The sequence below is a fragment of the Sphingobium sp. Z007 genome (genome assembly GCF_900013425.1).
In the GTDB taxonomy this organism is placed as follows: Bacteria; Pseudomonadota; Alphaproteobacteria; order Sphingomonadales; family Sphingomonadaceae; genus Sphingobium.
In genome coordinates, this window is sequence record NZ_FBXK01000005.1 from 847,001 (window position 1) to 869,636 (window position 22,636).

Genomic DNA, 22,636 nt, shown 5'->3' on the forward strand with positions numbered 1-22,636 from the left:
TCATGCACCCTGTACCCTTCGACCTTATTGCCGATTTGGCGCTTGATCCGGCCAATGGCTGGAGCATTGGGAGCTTCGGCGCGATCGGTGAATTTGTTCGCGACGTCGGCGAACCTGCGGCAATCAATCATAACGCTAACGGCATAGAGATCGTCACCGCTCGCGGCGGTATGCGGATCGATGCGAAGGCAAACCTGTCTGCGCTAGCTTGGGACAGTTTGTCCGCCGATGGGGAAAGCTGGAGCCATTCTCTGGCCTTCTGCGTCGCCCGACCAGACTCCACGAACCGGGGCATTATGCCTCTTGGTCCCGATCGGCATGCCTTACGACCGGAGGACGCCAGTGCGCCGCTTTTTGACCTTGGCGTCGGCTGTGGGGCGGTTTCCATGTGTCTGCGAACGGCAGATACAGCGTTGATCGATATTCTCAATCGAGCGGAAGGACAGTCCATGTTCTCGGTTGCGGGCTTGACGGTCGAACTTCTGCGCGCCCAACCGAACAGAGTCATGTTGTCACCGGCAGGCCGCATCGAGGTGTTTCAGCATATACCCCCCGCAAACGGGAAATCACCGGAAGGTCCACATACTCATCTCCTCCCAAAATTGATCGTTAAGGATCGAGCGCATTCCGCCAACGTGCCAATCCCGGAGGGGTGGCAGTCGGCTCTGTCAGCGCATCCACGATCGCCCTGGCGCACGATGTTGGGAGAGAAGCATCCCTACGATCCCGCCATTGACGTCAAATTCGCACCGCTTCTGGCCAGCTACGCGCTGGAGGAGGATCGGGTCGTCGATAAGGATCTTCGCAACGCTATAGAAAGTGGGGCCACCCCTGAATTTGCGCACTGGCCGGAAACCCGTCGCGGTCGCACCAAAGGGCGGATTGTGCTGCGTCGCATGGCCGCTGCCGGGGACGATCGCGTGAAACCGTGGCGGGCGCTCCATGATCGTGCCCCGGTCGAATTGGAGGAAGACGAAGCGGTGTGATGCCGCTGGTCACGAGCGGGATTAAGCGCCGGGTTCTGGCGAAATCCATCATTCGCCGCAGCTTCCTAGAAGGCTGGAAAGTCCCACAAAGTGGCGTTGCGGAGGTGAGATGACGGGAAACCCGGTTTTCGTCACTCATGTGCGACAAACGGGTGTTTCTCAGGCTGTTTGTGAGAAAAGATGATCGGAAAAGGAGCGGATATCGTCCCGCGATGTTCCGAATCATACCATCAGGCCCCCCGGAAAATGTGGGAACGGTTGTGGTATCAATTACAAGGATTTCTCAAATTATCACGCCAAATCAAGACGATAAAACGCTTGACTGGTGACCCCTACGGGAATCGAACCCGTGCTTCAGCCGTGAGAGGGCCGCGTCCTAACCGCTAGACGAAGGGGCCATGGACCGCGCTGGGCGGTCGGCAGGGGCTGGCCTTTAGGCAGGGCGGTCAGTCGCGTCAAGCGAAACTGACGGTCTTCCGCCGACGTCAGGCAGAAAACCACGTCCTGCAGCGCATGGTCCGATTGCCACATGTAAAACCACCTCACGCAGAGCATGGTCGACCCGCCAAAAATATAAAACCACCTCATGCAGAGCATGAACCAAGCCATCAATATAAAAAAACCACCCCATGCAGAGCATGGGGTGGCCAAGGTTCAGGGAGGAGACGCCTCCAAAGGGGGAGGCGCCCATACGATACACCCGAAAGGGGGGCAGGTGCATCGCATGATTGATAGATAGGGCAGGTCGCATCGCCTTACAAGAGGGGATGCGACGCCCATTCCATCAATTTTTCAAACCCTTTCGGGGTAATTTCTCGTTCAGGCGCTGGCTACTGCCGGGGTCGCTTCCGTCGCAACTGGCGGCGCAATCGGTCCCTTGCCCTGCGAGACCTGTGCTTCGAACACTTCGCGCATCAGTTGCAGCGAAAAGAGGTGCGCATGGATCAGGGGCAACATGCCGTTCTGGTTGATCTTGCGCAGCTGGTCGCCGCGCAGGTCGCGCAGCTTTTCCTCGTTTATCATGCGAAAACCGCGATAGACGAAGGGTTGGTCGGCCACTGGAGTCTGGATCGCGACTTCGCCGTCCATCAGCAGGTCGAGTTCATGCAGGTCGCGGACAAACTGGCTGGTGCGGGCTGCGGCCTGCTCGAAATCCTCGCAGAATTTCATCACGCCCTGCGTCATTTCGCTGGGCTTGCCGTCGTCGAACAGCGGCTGGCCTTCGTCGAATGCGCCGATCGCCGGGCTGGTTGGATCGAAGCAGAGCGAAAGGTCGTCGCTATCGGGGCGCAGCTTGGCCAGCATCCAGGGATAACGGCGGACATAGGCCGGCACATAGGCGGGGCCGCGCAGCTTGCCTTCGTCATCGACGAAGACGTTCACGCCTTCATTGAGGCCCATCAGCAGCAGCGGCACGGAATCGGCGCCGGCCGAAAAGATGATCGGGGCGAAGCGCTGGGCCGGGACGAATTCGTCGATCGTCAGCGGAATGGCGTGCTGAGTCGTCAGGAACGGCGCCGAATCGATCTGGCGGGTGCGATAGTCGACATGGTCCACGCTGCTGAGCGGCAGGAGATCATTGTAGAAGATGGGCAGGGTGTTGGCGGGCGCGCTGGCCATGGTCCGGGTCCATTCTGTCAATTTGCGGCCGCTTTTCATCTGCGCGCCGCGGGCTGAATATTGGGGCAGGGCGATAATGGCCTTGCCGGTTGGTGGCAATCGGTTTGTCGGCGGCCTGTCTTCAGTCTTGGGCGGTCAGCCCTCGTCGGGCAGCGGAATGAGCTTGCCCGGGTTGAACAGGTCCTTGGGATCGAACGCCGCTTTGATCGCGCGCAACGCGCCAATCCGTGCCGGGCTGGCAAGGCGGCCCAGTTCCGCGCGCTTCATCTGGCCGATGCCATGTTCGGCGGAGATGGAGCCGCCCGCGGCGACCACCGCATCGTGGACGAAGCCGTTGATCGCCTGACCCTGCGTCGCGATCCAGGCCGGGCCGTCGCTGGTCCCCTTGGGCGCGCGCACATGAAAATGGACGTTGCCGTCTCCCAGATGCCCGAAGGACGACGCCGTGGTGCCGGGAAAGGCGCGTTCCGCTGCGGCGGCGGCATCGATCATGAAGGCCGGCATCTTCGCCACCGGCACGCTGATATCGTATTGCAGCGCCGGCCCCTGCGCCTTCTCCGATTCCGACAGCGATTCGCGGATGCGCCAAAAAGCGTCCGCCTGCGCTTCGTTGGCGGCGAGCGCCGCATCGATCGCAATGCCGCGCTCGAACGCGTGCGCCAGCGCTGCTTCCAGCCGTTCGGACGGCCCCGGTTCGGACAGGTCGGCATGATCGACCTCGATCAGCACATGCCAGGGCGTGCGCGTCTCGATCGGCGACCGTGTGCCGGGGATATGGCCCAGAACAAAGCCCAGCGTCTCGTCGGCGATCACCTCGAACCCTTCCACGCTATCGCCCAATAGGGTTTCGGCGAGCCGCAGCAGCGCCAGCGCGTCGGCGGGCGTCCGCACCCCGACCCAGCCCACCGCGCGCGCGGCGATGGCAGGGACGAGCCGCACCGCAGCCGCGGTAACGATGCCCAGCGTCCCCTCCGCGCCGATCAGCAACTGCTTGATGTCGTAACCGCGATTATCCTTCTTGAGCGCGTCCAGGCCGTCGAAGATGCTGCCGTCGGGCAGCACCGCCTCGATCCCCTCGACCAGCGCGCGCATCGTGCCATGGCGCAGGACCTGCGTGCCGCCCGCATTGGTCGATACCAGCCCGCCGATCGTGGCGGAGCCCTTGGCCCCCAGGCTCAGCGGAAAACGCCGCCCCTGTTCTTCCGCCGCATCGTGCAGGACGCTCAGGATCACGCCCGCCTCGCACACCGCCAGATTATCGTCAGGCGACAAGCTACGTATCCGGTTCATCCGCCGCAGCGACAGGATCAGCGCCGATCCGTCCGCGGGCGGGGTCGCGCCGCCGACCATAGATGTATTGCCGCCCTGCGGCACCAGCGCGACGCCCAGTTCCGCCGCCAGCGTCACGGTCGCGGCGACCTCCTGCGTGGAAGCAGGCGACAGGATCGCGGCCGCCACGCCATGATAGCGCCCGCGCCAGTCGTTCACCCAGGGGGCGATGTCGTCGGGATCGGTGACGACCCCCTTGGGGCCGAGCAGGGCGATGAAGCGGTCGATCATGTCTTGTCCAATCATGGGACGAGCTTATGCCCCGGAATTCATCGACGGTTCAACCACCGCTCGATAGCATCGCACGCATATAAGGGGTCCGTCTTGGTTCATTCCATATTGCTGCTGCTTTCCGCGTCGACCGGCGATCCGATCCAATGGGCGCAATTGTCCATCCAGCAGCGCGTTATCATCCGCGTGCCGATGACGCGAAAGGGCAGGGTGCCCGCACGGATCGCGCCGGATGCGCGTGAGCAGTGGCAGGAGAAGAAGGGGCCGCGTTGCGTCGCACTGCGCTCTATTCGCGGCGGCAGTATCGTCGTGAAAAACGGCGTCGATCTCATTCTTGCCGACAATCACCGCTATCGCGCCCGGCTGGAAAAGGGATGCGACTCCATAGGCTTCTATTCCGGCTTCTATGTCGAACCGGACGAGGATGGATCGCTCTGTTCGGGGCGGGACGAATTGCAGGCGCGCAGTGGGCTTAGCTGCGCAATCGACAGTTTCCGTCGGCTTATCCCAGGGGACGAGGAAAATTGATCGCCCGCCGCCACCCGGCAACTGCGCGATTTTCTTGACAAGAGGCCGATATTTCCGCAATGCGCGGCCGATTTCCGTCTCGCATGCGCGCGGGGCGGACAAGCCTCCTGTTCCCGGACCATTGAATGACTTTTGCCGATCTCGGCCTTTCCGACGAATTGCTCAGGGCCGTAACCGAATCCGGTTACGACACGCCCACTCCCATTCAGGCGCAGGCGATACCCTCCGTCCTTATGATGCGCGACATCATCGGCATCGCCCAGACGGGGACGGGAAAAACCGCCAGCTTCGTGCTGCCGATGATCGACATTCTTGCCCATGGTCGCAGCCGCGCGCGCATGCCGCGCTCGCTGATCCTGGAGCCGACGCGCGAACTCGCCGCTCAGGTGGCGGAAAATTTCGAGAAATACGGCAAATATCATAAGCTCTCCATGGCGCTGCTGATCGGTGGCGTGTCGATGGGGGATCAACTGGCCGCGCTTGAAAAGGGCGTGGACGTGCTGATCGCAACGCCCGGCCGCCTGATGGATCTGTTCGGTCGCGGCAAAATCATGCTCAACGGCTGTTCGCTGCTGGTCATCGACGAAGCCGACCGGATGCTCGACATGGGCTTCATCCCGGATATCGAGGAAATCTGCACAAAGCTGCCCGCGCAGCGCCAGACACTGCTGTTTTCCGCGACGATGCCGCCGGTCATCAAGAAACTGGCGGATAAATTCCTGTCCAACCCCAAATCGATCGAAGTCGCGCGCCCCGCCAGCGCCTCGATCAACATCACCCAGCGTCTGGTGAAGGTCGATTCGCGCAAGAAGCGCGACGTCTTGTCCAAAATGCTCAAGGAAGCCGACGTCACCAGCGCGGTCATTTTCTGCAACCGCAAGACGACGGTGCGGGACTTGAACAAGAGCCTGCAACGCGACGGCTTCAAATCCGGCGAAATCCATGGCGATATCGACCAGGGTTCGCGCATCGCCGAACTGGAACGCTTCCGCGCCGGCACCGTCACCATCCTGGTTGCGTCGGACGTCGCGGCGCGCGGTCTGGACATCAAGGGCGTCAGCCACGTCTTCAACTATGACGCGCCCTGGCACCCGGATGATTATGTCCACCGCATCGGCCGCACCGGTCGCGCAGGCGCATCGGGCGTCGCTTACACCTTCGTCACCGAAGCGGATGCCGAAGCGATCGACAACATCCAGAAGCTGATCGGCACCAAGATCGAGGTCGTCGGTGCCGCCGAAATCGTCGCATCGGCTGAACCGGCCAAGGGTGAGCCCGCCAAGGACGAACCGACCCGCGCCCCACGCAGTCGCGGCCGGGGCGCACGCCCCGCCGCTGCCCCGGCCCAGGAAGCGCCGATCGAAGCACCGGCTCCTGCTCCGGTCCGCGAAGAAGCACCGCGCGAAGAAAAGGCCCGTGAGGAGCGTCCGCGTCAGGATCGCCCGCGCGACAATAGCCAGCGCGACGAGCGCCCCCGCGATTCACGCCCCGATCGCACCGCCTCCGCCCCGCCGCCGCGCCGCCGCAATGACCATGTCGATGATGGCCCGGACGACGGCTGGAACGGCCCGGTCCCCGAATTCCTGAACTTCGGGTTCGATGGCTGATTTTTAGCGGTGGCTCTGGCGTTCGATGGCTTCGGATTGCCCCGTAAATCCCAGCTAATTTTGCGCTAAAGTAACCCTTGCGCCCGCAAACTCGCATGACCGGTCGCCGCCATGATGATATGGTCATGCACTGCGATGCCCAGCCGCTTGCCCGCCTCCACGATTTGCCGCGTGATGTCGATATCCTGCCGGCTGGGCGACGGATCGCCCGACGGGTGGTTATGCACCAGGATCAGAGCGGCCGATCCCAATTCCATCGCCCGCTTGATGACCTCGCGCACATAAATCGCTGCCTGATCAATCGATCCGTCGCCCATATGATCGTCGCGGATCAGCATGTTGCGGCTGTTGAGGTGCAACACGCGTACCCGCTCGACATGCAGATGCGCCATGTCCGCGCGCAGATAGTCGAGCAGAGCCTGCCAACTCGCCAGCACCGGCCGCGCCGCCACCTCGTTGCGCAGCATCCGCAGCGCGCTCGCCTGCACGATCTTGATCGCCGCGATGCTGGTGTCGCCCATGCCGGGCACGCGGGCGATTGCCTGCCAATCGGCGCTCATCAGCCCGCCGATGCCGCCAAATTCGCGCAGCAGCGTTTTGGCCAGCGGCTTGGTGTCGCGCCGGGGAATCGCCAGCGCGAGGAGATATTCGATCAGTTCATGGTCGTGCAGCGCCTCGCCGCCGCTCTCCGCCAGCTTGCTTCGCAACCGCGCGCGATGGCCGACGCCATCATGCGCGGCCTTTTCGTCCTGATCCGCCAAACTTTCGTCCCCTTCACTGGCCCGATGACGCTATGCGTTGCGGAATCGCGGGGCAAGGATATTTAAGGGCTTAAAGACGTTGTGGTCCCGTTACGGACCAAGGCTATCATAGTCCCAATATCGTAATCATTCTCGCAGCAAGCCGGGGTTGGCCATAAGCATGGAAGAACAGGACGGCGAAGAGACGGTTCGCCGGGCATGGCTGCGCTGGCTGGGCGTCGGCACCGGGTCGTTGGCGCTGGTGCTGGTCGCGCTGTGGACGCAGCGCGCGCCGATCGCGGAGAATTTCGTCAGCCGGGAACTCAATCGGCGCGGGGTGCAGGCCAATTATGACCTGGTCGATGTTGGCCTGCGCACTCAGCGGATCGAGAATATCGTGCTGGGCAATCCGGCCCGGCCGGATATGACGGCGCGCTGGGTAGAGGTCGACATCGCCTTTGTCGGCCTGACGCCGCAGGTCGCGGCGGTGCGGGCCGGGGGCGTGCGCCTGCGCGGCACGCTGCATGACGGCGTTATGCGCCTGGGCGAACTTGACAAGTTCCGCGATCCCGATTCGACCGCGCCGTTCAGCCTGCCCGACATCATTGTGGCGCTTGCCGACGCGCGGCTGACGCTGGATACCGACGCCGGGCGTATGGGCATGCAGATTGACGGCAATGGCAATCTCCAGTCGGGTTTCCGCGGCACGCTCGCCGCCGCCACGCCGCGCGCGTCGCTGGCGGGCTGTGGGCTGACGCAGGCGACCGCGCTACTCGACATCGCGATGCGGCAGGGGCGGCCCCATCTGTCCGGTCCGCTGCGCGCCGACGCATTCGCCTGCCGCGACGCGGGGGCAGCGATCGCCCGGCCTCTCGCGACGATCGACCTCAACCTGGGACAAGGGCTCGACCGCTGGAGCGGCCATGTCGACCTGTCGGGCGAAGCGTTCAAGGGCAATGGCGTTGTGATGGCCTCGCCCACTGGTCGCGTCGATTTCAACGGCACGGCGGCGCGCACCGGCGGCAAACTGCGTCTGGGCGCCAAGGCGGTCACGGCGCGCGGCGCCTTGCTGCGCGAGGCACGCCTGACCGGCGATTGGGTGGTCGGCAACGACGGCAACAGCCTCAAGGGCGCCCTGTCAGGACAGGACATCCGCGTCGCCGGGCGCGATCCGCTGGCCGGTGTCCGCGCCGCTGCGGCCGGAACGCCGGTGGGGCCACTCGCCGCGCGCCTGGCCGATGCGGTCGAGCGCGCGGGCGCGGCCAATCGTCTCCACACCCGCTTCGCCCTGGTCCAGAAACAGGGCAGCGGCAGCGTCGTCATCACCGACGCGGGCCTCGACGCGCGCAGTGGCGCGCGCATCGGCCTCGCGTCCGGCGCGCTGGCGACCCTGGCCTGGCCGGGCAAGGTCGGCGGGCTGGATTGGGCGCTTGACGGCGCGCTGACCACGGACGGCGGCGGCCTGCCGAAGGGCGCGCTGCGCCTCAAACGGCGACCGGGCGGCGGGTTCGGCGGTGAATTATTCGTCGATCCCTATGCCGCCGGAGACGCCCGCCTGGCGCTCGACCGGGTGCGCTTCACCGCCGACGCCAACGGCGCGACCCGCTTTTCCACCGCCGTCCGGCTCGACGGTCCCTTGCCCGACGGACGCCTGCGCGGCCTCAGCCTGCCGGTCGAAGGGCGCATGGCCGCCAATGGCGCGCTGACCATCAACCCTGCCTGCGTGCCGGTATCGCTGGTCGAGGCGCGCTACGGTAATTTCGCGCTGGGCCAGACCCGCCAGACCCTCTGTCCGGTGGGTGGCGCGATGTTCGCCACCGGGCCGGGCGGCATCAGCGGCGGCGCGGAAATCCGCAAACTCGCCCTTAATGGACGCAGCGGCGACAGCCCAATGCGCCTGACCGCCGATCAGGCGCGCGTGGCGCTGGGCCGCACCGGATTCGCGCTCGCCAATCCGGCGCTGACGATCGGCCCGCAGGACGCGCCGGTGCGCCTGACCGCCGCCGCGCTGGACGGCGCACTGACCAAGGATGGTTTCGGCGGCAAGGTGACGGGCGCGGGCGGCCAGATCGGCAGCGTGCCGCTGATCGTCGAGCAGGGCGCGGGCGACTGGCGCTTCGCCAAGGGCGCGCTGACCTTCCGCGCCGCCATGACCGTGCGCGATTCGCAGGCGCCCGCGCGTTTCACGCCGCTCTCGGTCCCCGACTTCGCGCTGACCCTCAAGGACGGCCGCATCGCCGCCACCGGCACGCTCCACGCGCCGCGCAATGGCGCGACCGTCGCCCGCACCGACATCGCCCACGACCTGTCGAGCGGGAAAGGCCATGCCGACCTCATCGTCTCCAACCTCGTCTTCGGTCCCGGCCTCCAGCCGGAGGATGTGACCCCGCTCGCGCTCGGCGTCGTCGCCAATGTGAACGCGACCGTCGCGGGGCAGGGGCGAATCGACTGGACCGGATCGGCCGTCACCTCCACCGGCACGTTCCGCACCGACAATGCCAATCTCGCCGCCGCCTTTGGCCCGGTGGAGGGACTGTCGGGCGAAATCCGCTTCACCGATTTGATCAACATGGTCACCGCGCCGGGGCAGGAAGTGCGGATCAAGTCGGTTAATCCGGGCGTCGAGGTCCGCGACGGCGTCGTCCGCTATCGGCTGGAGGCCGGGCAGAAGGTCCGCATCGAAGGGGGCGGCTGGCCCTTCTCCGGTGGCGAACTCTCGCTGCTGCCCACCACCATGGATTTCAGCGCGGACGTCGATCGCTACCTGACCTTCCGCGTCGTCGGCTTGGACGCGGGCGCCTTCATCCAGGCGATGGAGTTGGACAATATCTCCGCCACCGGCACGTTCGACGGCATCATGCCGCTGATCTTCAACGCGCAGGGCGGGCGCGTGGCGGGCGGCGTATTGGTCGCCCGGCAACAGGGGATGCCGCCGCTCATCATGCCTGAAGGCGTGCTGCCGACCATCCCCTGCGATCCTGGCCGCCAGTCGGGCGTGCTGTCCTATGTCGGCCCGGTGTCGAACGAACAGCTTGGCGTCATGGGCAAAATGGCCTTCGACGCGCTCAAGGATTTGCAATATAAATGCCTGACCATCCTGATGGACGGCGCGCTGGACGGCGAAATGGTCACCAACGTCGTCTTCAACGGCGTCAATCGCGGCCAATTGGGCAATATACCCAGCGGGATCAGCCGCAGCTTCATCGGCCTGCCCTTCATCTTCAATGTCCGCGTGTCGGCGCCCTTCCGCGGGTTGCTGGGCACCGCCCAATCCTTCATCGACCCGTCGCAGCTCATTCAGAACAGCATCGGCGACAAGGTGCAGCAGGAGATGAAGGCGAATGGCGATAACGGCCTTGCGGTTCAGCCTGCGGAAAGCGACACTGTGTCAAACGGGGAGCAGAAATGAAGATACAGGCAATCATGACAGCGGCTTTGACCGCTTCCGCGTTGGGGGGCTGCATTCAGGTGAAGGCGCCCGACAAGCCGATCGAAATCAACCTGAACGTCAAGGTGCAGCAGGAAGTCGTCGTCAAGCTGCAACGTGATGCGCAGGATCTTATCCAGAATAACCCGGAGTTGTTCCCGCAATGACACGCAAGATATTCATGTTCGCCGCCGGCGCTGTGATTGCGCTGGCCAGCGGCTTCGCCATGACCGCGCCCGCCCGCGCCCAGTCCGGCCCCGTCGCCGCCGCCATGGCGGCCGGTACGGTGGGCGAGCAGGCGGACGGCTATCTCGGCATCGCCGGGATGGTCGGCGCGGACGTCCGCGCCGAAGTGGAAGCCATCAACATCAAGCGCCGCGCCGCCTATACGCAGCTTGCGGGCCAGCGCGGCGTCACGGTGCAGGACGTCGCGGCGGCCACCGGTTGCCAGACGCTCAGCAGCCGGGTGAAGCAGGGTCAGGCCTATCGCATCGGCGCGGGCGCCTGGCAGACCAAGGGCGCAGGCGCGATTGCGCTGCCGGGCTATTGCGCGACGGCGGGTTGATCGCAGCGGGTTGGAGAATGAAGGAAGGGCGCGGTGGCGATGCCACCGCGCCTTTTTATTGGGAGCTAATCCTCCCCTGCAAGGGGAGGTGGGGCGCGAAGCGCCTCGGAGGGGTAGGGAAAGGAATTACCGGAAACGACCATTTGTTGCCTTTGATTTGTCTCGACGAGCTTCTTACAAGCGGACGTGGCAAAAGGGGGCGGCGAGATGGCGTTGCGAGTTTCTGCGGCTAAACCCGCTATGGCGCTTTGCCTGCTAGCCCTCACCTCATGCGACGCCCATTGGGGCGATTCTGCCATAAACAGCGAACTGGACAAGGCGGAAGTGATAGGGTGCTACAAATCACCCAGCGCAAATCCTATACTTAGGGTCACGCATACGAAAATATTTGCCGATCAATCGTCCGTGTATGAGCAATATATATATGCTCGAATTGGCAAAAATAATTATCCGGCTTTGGTAGTTCGTCCCCGAATGGCTATTCAATTAACACAAGATAGTCCGCGAATTTACTCCTTTGTTCTCTACACCAAAGGAACCGGAGAAGATTTCAGTTATAGGGTTACCGACACTTTGCAGGGCAAGGTAATCCATATGAGTTTGGAAAATGGTCAGCAAATCGCGTTCATACGGACCAATTGTCCAGCCTCGGCGAGTGGCAAATTCCGCGGTTTGTCGCTAAAAGCCGACCATCCGCCATCCACCCAACCTCACCACCCATTCCAACGTCATCCCGGCCTTGAGCCGGGATCCCGCTTCTCTTGATCCGCGCGAAATAAGCGGGATGCCGGGTCAAGCCCGGCATGACGGGACGGGAATATCCCCCAATCCCCGCAATCCCCCTCAATCCCGCCCCCGCCGCCGCGGCCTCGCCTCCACGATCCCCCGCGCCTGCTCGCAAAAGGGCGCCAGAAAATCATACAACTGCCCGGTCAGCCGATCCGCTACCAGCGTATAGAGCACATATTGCCCGCGCTTTTGTTCGCGTACCACGCCGGCCTCTTTCAGCACCGCCAGATGCCGCGAAATCGACGGCATCGCCATCTCGAAATTGTCGGCGATCTCGCCCACGGTCATCGGTTCCAGCGCCAAATGGTGCAGGATGCGGCGGCGCGGTTCGGACGCCAGGGCCTTGAAGATCTTGTCCATTCCTATTTAGCTAAATAGGAAAATGACTAAATGCAAGGGTGTTGCCCCCTCTCGTCCGAAAGGCTGATTTTCCGCCTTTTGCGCGGGGTTGACACTCCCCCCAACCCTTTCTAGAGGGGCCTCGCCTTGACGGGTGCAGCCGCAAGCGCCATGCCGAACGCCACGGGCTGATAGTGCCTGATGGAGACGATGCATGGCGGCGGACACACCCGAACAGGACCCGGCGGGCGAGGACTCGCGGATCGCTTCCCTTGAGGAGCGGATCGCGCAGGCCGAGCAGGTCGAAAAGGTCAGGCAGGGGGCGACTGTGCAGGCGGCGGACGATGGTTCGCGGCTGGGCAACAGGGTTCTGGCGGAACTGATCGGCGGTCTTGTCGGTGGCGCGTTGATCGGCTGGGTTCTCGACCGGCTGCTTGGCACGACGCCCTGGCTCCTGTTGGTTTTCCTCGGTCTTGGGATCGTGGCGGCGTTCAGGAACATCATCAGATTGACGACGACGAAGCCGCCCAAGGAATAAGGCAGCTTCGCTCCAAGTCCGAAGACATTAGGCGTTACAGGGGTCAACGTGGCAGAATCCGGCAAGATCGATCCGATGCACCAATTCGCTATCGAACCCCTGTTCGGTACGGATCATTGGTCGCTTGGCGGCTTCAACATCGCCTTTACTAACAGCGCGCTTTATATGGTGCTCGCCGCCGTGGTGCTGTGGATATTCGTGATCGGCGGCATGAAGCGCGAACTGGTCCCCGGTCGCTGGCAGATGGCGGTCGAATATATGACCGGCTTCATCAAGAACCTGCTGATCTCCAACGTGGGTGAAGGCGGCAAGAAGTACATCCCCTACGTCTTCTCGCTATTCATGTTCATCCTGCTGGCGAACCTTCTGGGCCTGCTGCCGCTGGGTCTGGTCGGGCTTCACCCCTTCACCTTCACCAGCCACTTTACCGCGACCGGCGTGCTCGCGATCATGAGCTTTTCGATCGTGCTGATCGTCGGCTTCTGGAAGCATGGCCTGCACTTCTTCTCGCTGTTCGTGCCGCACGGCACGCCCCTGGCGATGATCCCGGTCATTTTCCCGATCGAGCTGATCTCGTTCATGGTGCGTCCGTTCAGCCTGGGCCTGCGACTGTTCGTGGCGATGACCGCCGGGCACGTCCTGCTCAAGGTTCTGGCCGGCTTCGTCATCAACAGCTCGAACGCGGGCATCGGCTACGGCCTGACCGTCGGCAGTGCCAGCTTCGTCCTGATGATCGGCATCAGCGCGCTGGAAATGCTGGTCGCGGTCATCCAGGCCTATGTGTTCGCGCTGCTGACCTCGGTCTATCTCAACGATGCCGAGAACCTGCACTAAGATTTCCGTAATTTCGTCAACATCATCATTATTCTAAAGAAGGAGTTTATACCATGGACGCAGAAGCCGCAAAGCTGCTCGGTGCTGGCCTGGCCGCCATCGGTGCGGGCATCGCCGCCCTCGGTGTGGGCAACGTGTTCAGCGCATTCCTCGAAGGCGCGCTGCGCAATCCGGGTGCCGCTGACGGCCAGCAGGGTCGCCTGTTCATCGGTTTCGCCGCGGCGGAACTTCTGGGTCTGCTGGCGTTCGTTATCGCCATGATCCTGGTGTTCGTGGCCTAAAACACGAAATGAGGAGCGGGCAGGGCGGCTTCGTGCCATAGCCTGCCCGCTCCCCCTATTTGACCGCCCTCTGACCGGACGGACCGTAAAATGCCTCAAATCGCGCAAATCGCCGATACCTACTCCAGCCAGATTTTCTGGTTGCTGCTGACCTTCGGCCTCGTCTTCTTCGTCATCGGCCTGGGCATGGTGCCCAAGGTGCAGGGCACGGCGGACGCGCGCGACGCGAAGATCAGTGGCGATCTGGACGCGGCGAAGGCCGCCTTCGCTCGCGCCGACGAAGCGGAAGCGGACTATCGCGTCCGCGACGCCGGCAACCGCGCGGCCGCTCAGGCGACTCTGGCCAAGGCCAAGAGCGACGCCGCCAAGGCGACCGAAGTGAAACTGGCCGCCGCCGATGCGGTGGTTGCTGAAAAAATCGCCGCCGCCGAAGCCCGTATCAAGGGCGCCAGCGACGCTGCGATGGCTGAAATCGAAACCGTCGCCGCCGATGCGGCGCGTGACATGGTGGCGCGCATCTCCGGCGTGGAAGCGTCGGACGAAGCCGCCCGCAACGCAGTAAAGGCGGCATTGGCCCATGGCTGAGGCAGCATCCCATAGCGCATCGGAGGTTCCGCACTTGAACCAGGCGATCCACAGCGAAGGCATGGAGCCGGTCGGCACCGTCTCTCATGAAGGCGTCGTCCCCCACACCGATCCCCAAGCGGTCGGCATGGACGCGACGGCCTGGGTCAGCCTGGCGATGGCGGCCTTCATCGTCATCCTGCTGATCAAGAAGGTGCCTGCCCTGATCGGCGGCGCGCTGGACGGCCGGATCGCCCAGATCAAGGAGCAACTGGCCGAAGCCTCGCGCCTGCGCGCCGAAGCCGAAGCGCTCAAGGGCGAATATGAAGCCAAGCTGGCCGCCGCGGCTGGCGAAGCCGACGCCATGCGCCAAGCCGCCGAGCATGAAGCCGAAGGGCTGATCGCCGACGCCAGGGTGAATGCCGAAGATCTGGTCGCCCGTCGCCAGAAGATGGCGGAAGACAAGATCGGCGCCGCTGAACGCGCCGCCATCACCGCCATCCGCGCCAAGGCCGTGAATGCGGCGACCGCCGCCGCTGCGGTGCTGATCGCACAGGGTCACGACGCCGCCGCTGATAAAGCGCTGGTCGATAGCGCCATCGGTAAGCTCGGCACTATCAACTGATCGGTTCGAGCCGAACGGAAAAAGGGCCGGTGCGCATCGTTGCACCGGCCCTTTTCCTTTGACGCAAGGGCGCATAGAGCCGGCAAATGATGATGTGAAAGATGAAGCTAGGCGTCTGGCTTATTTCCAACTGATGCGATTTCCGAGTGGAACAGTCAGCGATGGCCATCGCGCCGCGCTGGACCGCGCGCACGATCTTAGGCGCTTCGAAATCGAGAATTACTGGAAGCGTTCGACCTATTTCTGAGGGTTCCAGCTTGTTGCCTTTACGGCGCTTGCGCTGACCGCATTTCGGGGTGATGTATTTCCTCCCCTGGTGCTACCCGCTGCTGTGCTTGGCATATTCACGTCTCTCGCTGCCATCCGCACTGCGCGCGGGTCAAAATTCTGGCAGGAGAATTGGGAGGGGCGCATGTTGATCTCCTAGAGAATGAAGTCGCAGGGCATTTGCACAAGATCGTTCTTGTGAAAGGCGCGCTTCAACCGTCGGTCAGCAAGGTCAATGAAAGACTACAGATTCTGCTGGCATTTGGCTGGGCGGCGATTTTCGTTCTGGCCTCTCTGGTGATCCTGTTTCCCGTTCTGCTTGGGCTGGACGCAGCGTCGGCGGCCTGCTTGCAAGTCGGATGGGCGTCATTTGCGTTGATTTTCGGCGATGGGTGGATCTGGCGCAGTCCGCTGTCCGATGTGACCGACCGGGCCTATCATAAAGCCACATTGGAAAAGTTCGAGGCGAGTTGAGCCCCAACATCCCGTCTGCGTTGTCATAGCCGTTGCGCTCTTTACACCGCACGCTATCTCTGCCCCCATGTCCGGCCCCCAGTCCCCCGATCGTTTCAACGAAGACAAGGCGAGCTTCACCGTCACCGGCAGCCAGCCGGATATCGACCTGGGCGTGGAGGCGATCCGCACCACGCTCAAGACGCTGCCGATCCGGCCCGGCGTCTATCGGATGCACGATGCGCGCGGCGATGTGCTCTATGTGGGGAAGGCGCGGGCGCTCAAGAATCGCGTCGCCAACTATACCCAGGTCGATCGCTTGCCGCGCCGGCTGCAACGCATGGTCGCCCAGACGCGCAGCATGACCATCGTCACCACCAATAGCGAAGCCGAAGCGCTGCTGCTGGAGGCGCAACTCATCAAGCGCTACCGTCCGCCCTACAATGTCCTGCTGCGCGACGATAAAAGCTTCCCCTTCATCCTGCTACGCGAGGATCATGCCTTCCCCCGCGTCCAGAAGCATCGCGGTGCGCGCAAGGCGAAGGGCCGCTATTACGGCCCCTTCGCCAGCGCCGGATCGGTCACGCGCACCATCAATGCGCTGCAAAAACTGTTCCTGCTGCGCTCCTGCACCGACAGTTTCTTCGCCAATCGCTCGCGCCCCTGCCTCCTCTATCAAATCAAGCGCTGCTCGGCCCCCTGCGTCGACCGGATCGACGCGGCGGGCTATGCCGAACTGGTCAACGACGCGCAGGATTTCCTGGGCGGCAAATCGACCGCCGTGCAGAAGAAGCTGGGCGTCGCGATGGAGCAGGCGGCGGAGTCGCTCGATTTCGAGCAGGCCGCCGTCATCCGCGACCGGCTGAAAGCGCTGACGTTCATCCAGGGGTCGCAGGCGATCAATGCGGAAGGTCTGGGCGATGCCGACATCTTCGCGCTGGCGGCGAAGGGCGGGGCGATGTGCATCCAGGCCTTCTTCATCCGCGGCGGCCAGAATTGGGGCCATCGCAGCTTCTTCCCCGTCCACACCGCCGACGTGGCGGAGGATGAGGTGCTGGAAAGCTTCATGGCGCAATTTTATGAGGAAGTGCCGCCGCCCCGCCTGATCCTGGCCGATCGCCAGCCCGCCGAATGCGAGCTGATGGCGCTGGCGCTCAGCGAACGGGCCGGGGCCAAGGTCCGCATCGAAGTCCCCCAGCGCGGCGATCGCACCCGCCTCATCAAACAGGCGCAGCGCAACGCGGTGGAGGCGCTCGACCGGCGGTTGGCCGAAACGACCAGCCAGGGCAAGATTCTCGACGAACTGGTCGAGGCCTTCGGGCTGGAGGGCGTGCCCGACCGCATCGAAATCTACGACAACAGCCATATCCAGGGGGCGCATGCGTTGGGCGCGATGGTGGTCGCGGGGCCGGAAGGCTTCCGCAAGAACGCCTATCGCAAGTTCAACATGAAGAACCCGGAGATTAGCAACGACGATTTCGCGATGATGCGCGAAATGTTCGAACGCCGCTTCGGGCGCGCGCAAAAGGAAGACCCGGATCGCGACAGCGGCGAGTGGCCAGACCTGGTGCTGATCGACGGCGGCAAAGGGCAGCTATCGGCCGCCCGCAACATGCTGCAGGAAATGGGCATAGAGGACGTCACCATGATCGGCGTCGCCAAGGGACCGCATCATGGCCGCGACGGGCGCGAAGTCTTCCACATGCTCGACGGCCGTGAGATCAATTTCCCCGTCAACCACCCCGTCCTCTTCTACCTGCAAAGGCTCCGCGACGAAGCCCACCGCTTCGCCATCGGCGCCCACCGCGCCAAGCGCAGCAAGGCGATCACCGTGTCGTCGCTGGACGAGGTGCCGGGCATCGGCCCGGCGCGTAAGAAGGCGCTGCTGATGCACTTCGGCACCGCCCGCGCCGTCCGCGACGCAGCGCTCGACGATCTGGCCAGAGCGCCCGGCGTGTCGAAGGCGGTGGCGCAGCAGGTCTATGATTATTTTCACGGGTGATGGGGCGGGCGGCGTGGTTGAGGGCGGTGTGAGGGGACGGCAGACGCGCCATTCCTATACCGTCATCCCCGCGCAGGCGAGGATTCATCTCGCGTGTTTGCACCGTGTCGCAGGTTAGGAGATAGGTTCCCGCCTGCGCGGGAATGACGAAAGGGGTGGGTTGCAGACCGTCTGGCTTGCGGGCGCAATGCCGAAGAGCGGACTTAAAATCCACCGTCACCCCAGCGAAGGCTGGGGTCTCAGGCGGCGACGCGCTACGGTAGGACATGGCGCGAGGCGGCTACACCTACATCATGACCAACAAACCGAGGGGCGTTCTCTATATCGGCGTCACAGCCGACATCGCTGCGCGGGCCGAACAACATCGAAACGGGACCGGCTCGGCCTTTTGCAAGAGATACGGGCGGACGCGCGTTGTTCTGGTCGAACCACATGATGACATCACGCTCGCCATCGCTCGCGAAAAGGCCCTCAAAGCCTGGAAGCGCGAATGGAAAGTCCGGCTTGTGGAAGAAGGCAATCCAGATTGGCGGGATATGTCAGACGTTATCCTCTGACGCCTGAGACCCCAGCCTTCGCTGGGGTGACGATAAGAGGAGTGGCAGCCTCCAAATAATGGCACCCGCATATTTGAAGACCAAGAATGATCGTTCTCAGTCACTCCTCTCCCGTCATGCCTGGCTTCACCCGGCATCCCGCTGCCTTCCCCCTGCGCGCCAGAACACATCCTCTACCAATGTAGGATTTTCTCTGATCTATCCTGTCGAATGATCCGCATGCTCCTCCTGATCTCTCGCTTGGCTCCCCCCGCACCGAAAATAGCCGTGACCCACCCGGCGCGTCAGGCGTGCGTAACTATGACCTACATGGCGCGTCGGCGGCGCGTGCCAGCCACCCGACCTTTGCTTCGGCGATACGATTGTCACCATTTTACCGAGTTTTTTCATATCCAGTGACGGTGTGAACTTCGGCACCATGACCGCGTTTTGACCCTGCAAAGGCGACTTCCATCGCCGTCCATCCCCGAATCACCCCGGAGCCTACCCATGAAAAGTATCAACCCCGCCACCGGAGAAGAAATCGCCGCCCACGACCCATTGACCCAAGCGCAGATCGACGCCGCGCTCGACCAAGCGACCGCGACCTTCGCGACATGGCGGACCACCCCCATCGCAGACCGCACCGCGCTCCTCACCACGCTCGCCAACGCCTATCACGCCCATCGCGATCGGCTCGCCCGCATGGCGACGCTGGAAATGGGCAAGACGCTGAAATCCGCGCTGGCGGAGGTCGACAAATGCGTCGCCGCCTTCCGCCATTATGCGCAAGCCGGCCCCGCCATGCTGGAGGGCGGCAGCATCCCGCTCGCCGCGGGGGGCAAGGCCGATTATGTCTGGCTGCCGATCGGCCCGGTGCTGGCGGTGATGCCGTGGAATTTCCCTTACTGGCAGGTCGTCCGCTTCCTCGCCCCTTGCATCCTCGCCGGTAATGTCGGCCTGCTCAAGCACGCCAGCAATGTGCAGGGCGTCGCCGCGCTGATGCAGGAGATGATGGCCGTGGCCGGCGCGCCTGATGGTCTGTTCCAAAACCTGCCGATCCGCTCCGACGCTGTCGCGGCGATCATCGCCGATGATCGCGTCGCCGCCGTGACCCTGACCGGCAGCGAGGGCGCTGGCCGCGCCGTGGCGGAACAGGCGGGCAGGGCGCTGAAAAAGGTGGTGCTGGAACTGGGCGGTGCCGATCCGTTCATCGTCATGCCCTCGGCCGATCTCGACGCGGCGGTGAAGCAGGCGGTGACGGCGCGGGTCCAGAATACGGGCCAATCCTGCATCTGCGGCAAGCGGATGATCGTCCATGCCGACATTTACGACGCCTTCCTCGACCGCTTCTCGGCCGCGATGGCGGCGGTCAAGGCGGGTGATCCGTTCGACCCCGCCACCGACATGGGACCGCTTTCCAGTGAGGAACAGCGCCGCACCGTGCAGGAACAGATCTGGAAGATGCAGGCGGCGGGCGCGACCCTGATTGGCGGCGGAGCGCTGCCAGGCCCCGGCGCTTACATGACCGCCGGTATATTGACCGACGTGCCGATCGATCCGGCGCTGATGGGGGAGGAGATTTTCGGCCCCATCGCCATGCTCTTCAAGGCGAGCGACATCGATGACGCCATCGCCATAGCCAACTCCATACCCTTCGGCCTCGGCTCATCGGTCTGGACGGCGGACGAAGCGGAAGAGGCGCGCTTCATCCGCGACATTCAGGCGGGCATGACCGCGGTGAACCAGATGCTCGCCTCGGCCCCCGAAGCCCCCTTCGGCGGTGTCAAACGCTCCGGCCATGGCCGCGAACTCGGTCCCTTCGGCCTGCACGAATTCATGAATTTGAAGAGCGTCTATAGGTCGGGGTGAAGGGCGAACCGCTTTCCTACTGTGCCGCTTGCCCGTACAGGCAGGCGCCATGCCCAGCCTGACCACCACCGCCATCGTCTGCGCCGTCCGCCATCATGGCGAACATGGCGCGATCGTGCGGTTGCTGACGCCTGATCACGGCCTCCTGCACGGCTATGTTCGCGGCGGCCGGTCGCGCACTTTGCGCCCGGTGTTGCTGCCCGGCAATATCGTCAAGGCAGATTTCCGCGCCCGGACGGAGGATCAACTGGCCGGACTGACGGTGGAACTGGCGCAGAGCCGCGCGCCCCTGTTGGCCGAACCGCTGCCAGCCGTAGCGATCGACTGGAGCTGCGCCCTGACCGCCGCCTCCCTGCCCGAAGGGACACCCTATCCCGCCTTGCATCAGGCGCTCGACGGCGTGCTGAGCGCGGTGGAGGCGGCGCCTGCCGCACGGGGTTGGGCGGTAGCGCTGGTGCGCTATGAACTTCTGCTGCTGGCCGAGCTGGGCTTTGGCCTGGACCTGACCCGTTGTGCCGCGATGGGCGATACCGACGATCTTGCCTATGTCAGCCCCCGCAGCGCCGCGGCGGTCAGTCGCGCGGCGGCGGTCGGCTACGAAGCCCGCCTGCTGCCGCTGCCCCCCTTCCTGATCGAAGGCGGCATGGGCGACTGGACTCAGATAGTGAATGGACTGCGCCTCACCGGCTTCTTCCTTGAACGCTCGATCCTGATTGATCGGCGCGCAGATATCCTCGCGGCGCGCGAAAGACTGGTCGATCGGCTGAAAAGGGCGGTTGCGTGAAACCTTCTGTCTCCATAAGGGCCAGCCACGTAATATCAGCCACGTCATATCAGCCACGCAATATCAGGCACGCACTATAAGGAGTCTCGCCATGTTGATCGCCCTGTTCCCCGGAGACGGCATCGGTCCCGAAATCGTGGCGCAGGCCGTCCGCGTGCTTGACGCGCTGGCGATCCCCGGCCTGACCTATGAAGACGGGCTGGTCGGCGGCGCGGCCTATAAGGCAGTCGGCCATCCGCTGCCCCCTGAAACGCTGGCGATCGCGCACCGTGCGGACGCTATCCTGTTCGGCGCGGTGGGCGATCCCGACTGCGATTCTCTGGAGCGCCACCTGCGCCCCGAACAGGCGATTTTGGGCCTGCGCAAGGCACTGGGCCTCTTCTCCAACCTGCGCCCCGCCAAGGTCTTTCCCGAACTGGCCGACGAATCCGCGCTGCGCCCCGAAGTCGCCAGCGCCATCGACCTGCTGATCGTCCGCGAAACCAATGGTGACGTCTATTTCGGCGAGAAGGGCTTTCGCACCACCGCCGACGGCCTGCGCGAAGGCTATGATGTCATGTCGTATAACGAAGCCGAAGTGCGGCGCATCGCCCATGCCGGCTTCCAGGCCGCCCGCGCCCGCCGCGGCAAGCTTTGTTCGGTGGACAAGGCCAATGTGCTGGAAACCAGCCAATTGTGGCGCGACGTCGTGATCGAAGTGTCGGCCGATTATCCCGACGTCGCATTGAGTCACATGTATGTCGATAACGCCGCGATGCAGCTGGTCCGCAACCCCGGCCAGTTCGACGTCATCGTCACCGGCAACCTGTTCGGCGACATCCTTTCGGATCAGGCGAGCATGTGCGTCGGCTCCATCGGGATGCTGGCGTCGGCCACGCTCAACGGCACCGGCCAGGGCCTGTACGAGCCGATCCACGGCTCCGCCCCCGACATCGCCGGCACCGGCAAGGCCAACCCGCTGGCGACGATCCTCTCGGCGGCGATGATGCTGCGCTATTCGCTGGGTCTGCCCGAACAGGCTGACCGGATCGAAACCGCGGTGGCGAAGGCGCTGGCCAACGGCGCACGCTCGCCCGACCTGGGCGGAACCATGTCGACCGTGGCGATGGGCGACGCCGTCCTTGCGGTGCTCTGACCGCTCCGTTCGTCGCATAGCGGGGAAATTTCCTTAACTTTTGCGTTCGCAGACCGATCTAAACAAAAATGGGGACGCAGAATGTTGATGGAATTGAAACAGGACCATGATGCCTTGCGGGGCATGATGCGGGAATTCGCGCACGTCATGCGCGCCCACGGACCGGAGGCGCTGCCGGACATCACCCGCAGGCGCATCGCCTTCTCGCAATTATTCCGCGATCATATGGGCCGGGAAGACGCGATGGTCGTCGCCTTGCGGGCCGGACCGATGGCGGTTCAGGCCGACCCGGTGGCGCGGGAGCACAGCCGTGCGATCGTCGCGCTGTTCCTGCGCTACAGCGACCACATCAAGCACTGGACGCCCGCGCAGATCGAACGGGACTGGCAGGGCTATCGCGACGCCGTGCTGGCATTGCAGCAGGGTCTTCTCGACCGCATGGCGTGGGAGGAGCGGCATCTGCATCCACTCATGGCGGAAGCGCCGCGCCGGGCGGCCTGATCGGCCTGGTGGGGAAGGGCCACTTACAGGGCCAATTGCGAAGCATCGGTCCTGTCCCATGCCTGGCTTAACGATTAGCGCGG

General features: G+C 63.8%; 23 protein-coding genes and 1 tRNA gene. 19 read left to right on the forward strand and 5 right to left on the reverse strand.

Translation table 11 applies throughout. From position 1 onward, the window contains the following. Window positions 1-2: 2 nt before the first annotated feature. Entirely contained in the window at window positions 3-986 is a 984-nt protein-coding gene (locus CEQ44_RS12050; protein WP_088190860.1) for a hypothetical protein, read from the forward strand. 323 nt (window positions 987-1,309) lie between these two features. On the opposite strand, the gene CEQ44_RS12055 is transcribed toward CEQ44_RS12050, so the two are convergent. From CEQ44_RS12055 to CEQ44_RS12065, 3 genes are all read right to left on the reverse strand, one after another. Further along, a tRNA-Glu gene (locus tag CEQ44_RS12055) sits at window positions 1,310-1,384 on the reverse strand. A gap of 421 nt (window positions 1,385-1,805) precedes the next feature. Next, complete coding sequence (locus CEQ44_RS12060; RefSeq protein ID WP_088182811.1) at window positions 1,806-2,606, reverse strand: SapC family protein; 801 nt, start codon at window positions 2,604-2,606, stop codon at window positions 1,806-1,808. A gap of 135 nt (window positions 2,607-2,741) precedes the next feature. Next, window positions 2,742-4,181 carry an FAD-binding oxidoreductase gene (locus CEQ44_RS12065; RefSeq protein WP_088182789.1) on the reverse strand — a complete coding sequence of 480 codons (1,440 nt, stop codon included), beginning with the start codon at window positions 4,179-4,181 and terminating at the stop codon, window positions 2,742-2,744. 78 nt (window positions 4,182-4,259) lie between these two features. Between CEQ44_RS12065 and CEQ44_RS12070 the strand changes: the two genes are divergently transcribed. Both CEQ44_RS12070 and CEQ44_RS12075 read left to right on the forward strand, forming a co-directional pair. After that, the gene (locus CEQ44_RS12070) at window positions 4,260-4,694 is read left to right on the forward strand and encodes a hypothetical protein (RefSeq protein WP_088182788.1); all 435 of its coding nucleotides are present in this window, start codon (window positions 4,260-4,262) and stop codon (window positions 4,692-4,694) included. 125 nt (window positions 4,695-4,819) lie between these two features. Beyond that, on the forward strand, window positions 4,820-6,301 hold the full coding sequence (locus CEQ44_RS12075; RefSeq protein ID WP_088182787.1) for a DEAD/DEAH box helicase: 1,482 nt from the start codon (window positions 4,820-4,822) through the stop codon (window positions 6,299-6,301). Window positions 6,302-6,366: 65 nt separating this feature from the next. Here CEQ44_RS12075 and radC read toward each other — a convergent pair whose 3' ends face one another. After that, entirely contained in the window at window positions 6,367-7,062 is a 696-nt protein-coding gene (gene radC, locus CEQ44_RS12080; RefSeq protein ID WP_088182786.1) for a DNA repair protein RadC, read from the reverse strand. A gap of 160 nt (window positions 7,063-7,222) precedes the next feature. Here radC and CEQ44_RS12085 point away from each other — a divergent pair, with 160 nt between their 5' ends. The 4 genes from CEQ44_RS12085 (at window position 7,223) to CEQ44_RS23985 (ending at window position 11,798) form a co-directional block, all read left to right on the forward strand. Next, the gene (locus CEQ44_RS12085) at window positions 7,223-10,450 is read left to right on the forward strand and encodes a YdbH domain-containing protein (protein ID WP_088182785.1); all 3,228 of its coding nucleotides are present in this window, start codon (window positions 7,223-7,225) and stop codon (window positions 10,448-10,450) included. Further along, window positions 10,447-10,635, forward strand: coding sequence for a YnbE family lipoprotein (locus CEQ44_RS12090; protein ID WP_066601632.1), 189 nt, complete (start codon window positions 10,447-10,449; stop codon window positions 10,633-10,635). The genes CEQ44_RS12085 and CEQ44_RS12090 overlap by 4 nt, the downstream gene beginning before the upstream one ends. Beyond that, window positions 10,632-11,033 (forward strand): YdbL family protein, encoded by a 402-nt coding sequence (locus CEQ44_RS12095; protein WP_088182784.1) that lies wholly within the window; start codon window positions 10,632-10,634, stop codon window positions 11,031-11,033. Before CEQ44_RS12090 ends, CEQ44_RS12095 begins: the two co-directional genes overlap by 4 nt. A 186-nt stretch (window positions 11,034-11,219) precedes the next feature. Beyond that, a complete protein-coding gene (locus CEQ44_RS23985) occupies window positions 11,220-11,798 on the forward strand; it encodes a hypothetical protein (protein WP_140419429.1) in 579 nt (192 codons plus the stop codon). Window positions 11,799-11,876: 78 nt separating this feature from the next. Here CEQ44_RS23985 and CEQ44_RS12100 read toward each other — a convergent pair whose 3' ends face one another. After that, window positions 11,877-12,182 carry a metalloregulator ArsR/SmtB family transcription factor gene (locus tag CEQ44_RS12100; RefSeq protein WP_088182783.1) on the reverse strand — a complete coding sequence of 102 codons (306 nt, stop codon included), beginning with the start codon at window positions 12,180-12,182 and terminating at the stop codon, window positions 11,877-11,879. Between the two features lie 193 nt (window positions 12,183-12,375). On the opposite strand from CEQ44_RS12100, the gene CEQ44_RS12105 reads away from it, so the two are divergent. The 12 genes from CEQ44_RS12105 to CEQ44_RS12160 all read left to right on the forward strand — a co-directional run bounded on the left by CEQ44_RS12105 (window position 12,376) and on the right by CEQ44_RS12160 (window position 22,553). After that, window positions 12,376-12,699: an AtpZ/AtpI family protein gene (locus tag CEQ44_RS12105; RefSeq protein WP_088182782.1), complete on the forward strand. Its 324-nt coding sequence runs from the start codon at window positions 12,376-12,378 to the stop codon at window positions 12,697-12,699. Between the two features lie 48 nt (window positions 12,700-12,747). Next, window positions 12,748-13,533, forward strand: coding sequence for a F0F1 ATP synthase subunit A (locus tag CEQ44_RS12110; protein WP_088182781.1), 786 nt, complete (start codon window positions 12,748-12,750; stop codon window positions 13,531-13,533). A 53-nt stretch (window positions 13,534-13,586) separates the two neighbouring features. Next, window positions 13,587-13,814 (forward strand): F0F1 ATP synthase subunit C, encoded by a 228-nt coding sequence (locus tag CEQ44_RS12115; protein WP_006961951.1) that lies wholly within the window; start codon window positions 13,587-13,589, stop codon window positions 13,812-13,814. Window positions 13,815-13,904: 90 nt separating this feature from the next. After that, entirely contained in the window at window positions 13,905-14,399 is a 495-nt protein-coding gene (locus tag CEQ44_RS12120) for an ATPase (RefSeq protein WP_088182780.1), read from the forward strand. Next, on the forward strand, window positions 14,392-15,003 hold the full coding sequence (locus CEQ44_RS12125; RefSeq protein ID WP_088182779.1) for a F0F1 ATP synthase subunit B: 612 nt from the start codon (window positions 14,392-14,394) through the stop codon (window positions 15,001-15,003). The genes CEQ44_RS12120 and CEQ44_RS12125 overlap by 8 nt, the downstream gene beginning before the upstream one ends. Window positions 15,004-15,450: 447 nt before the next feature. Continuing rightward, the gene (locus CEQ44_RS12130) at window positions 15,451-15,744 is read left to right on the forward strand and encodes a hypothetical protein (RefSeq protein WP_088182778.1); all 294 of its coding nucleotides are present in this window, start codon (window positions 15,451-15,453) and stop codon (window positions 15,742-15,744) included. Between the two features lie 67 nt (window positions 15,745-15,811). Next, a complete protein-coding gene (gene uvrC / locus CEQ44_RS12135) occupies window positions 15,812-17,725 on the forward strand; it encodes an excinuclease ABC subunit UvrC (protein ID WP_088182777.1) in 1,914 nt (637 codons plus the stop codon). Window positions 17,726-17,991: 266 nt separating this feature from the next. Beyond that, entirely contained in the window at window positions 17,992-18,282 is a 291-nt protein-coding gene (locus CEQ44_RS12140; protein WP_088182776.1) for a GIY-YIG nuclease family protein, read from the forward strand. Between the two features lie 489 nt (window positions 18,283-18,771). Further along, complete coding sequence (locus tag CEQ44_RS12145) at window positions 18,772-20,133, forward strand: NAD-dependent succinate-semialdehyde dehydrogenase (protein WP_088182775.1); 1,362 nt, start codon at window positions 18,772-18,774, stop codon at window positions 20,131-20,133. A 49-nt stretch (window positions 20,134-20,182) separates the two neighbouring features. Further along, window positions 20,183-20,917 carry a DNA repair protein RecO gene (gene recO, locus CEQ44_RS12150; protein WP_088182774.1) on the forward strand — a complete coding sequence of 245 codons (735 nt, stop codon included), beginning with the start codon at window positions 20,183-20,185 and terminating at the stop codon, window positions 20,915-20,917. A 91-nt stretch (window positions 20,918-21,008) separates the two neighbouring features. After that, window positions 21,009-22,052, forward strand: coding sequence for a 3-isopropylmalate dehydrogenase (gene leuB / locus CEQ44_RS12155; protein ID WP_088182773.1), 1,044 nt, complete (start codon window positions 21,009-21,011; stop codon window positions 22,050-22,052). Window positions 22,053-22,175: 123 nt separating this feature from the next. After that, window positions 22,176-22,553 carry a hypothetical protein gene (locus CEQ44_RS12160; RefSeq protein ID WP_373438191.1) on the forward strand — a complete coding sequence of 126 codons (378 nt, stop codon included), beginning with the start codon at window positions 22,176-22,178 and terminating at the stop codon, window positions 22,551-22,553. Window positions 22,554-22,636: the final 83 nt, after the last annotated feature.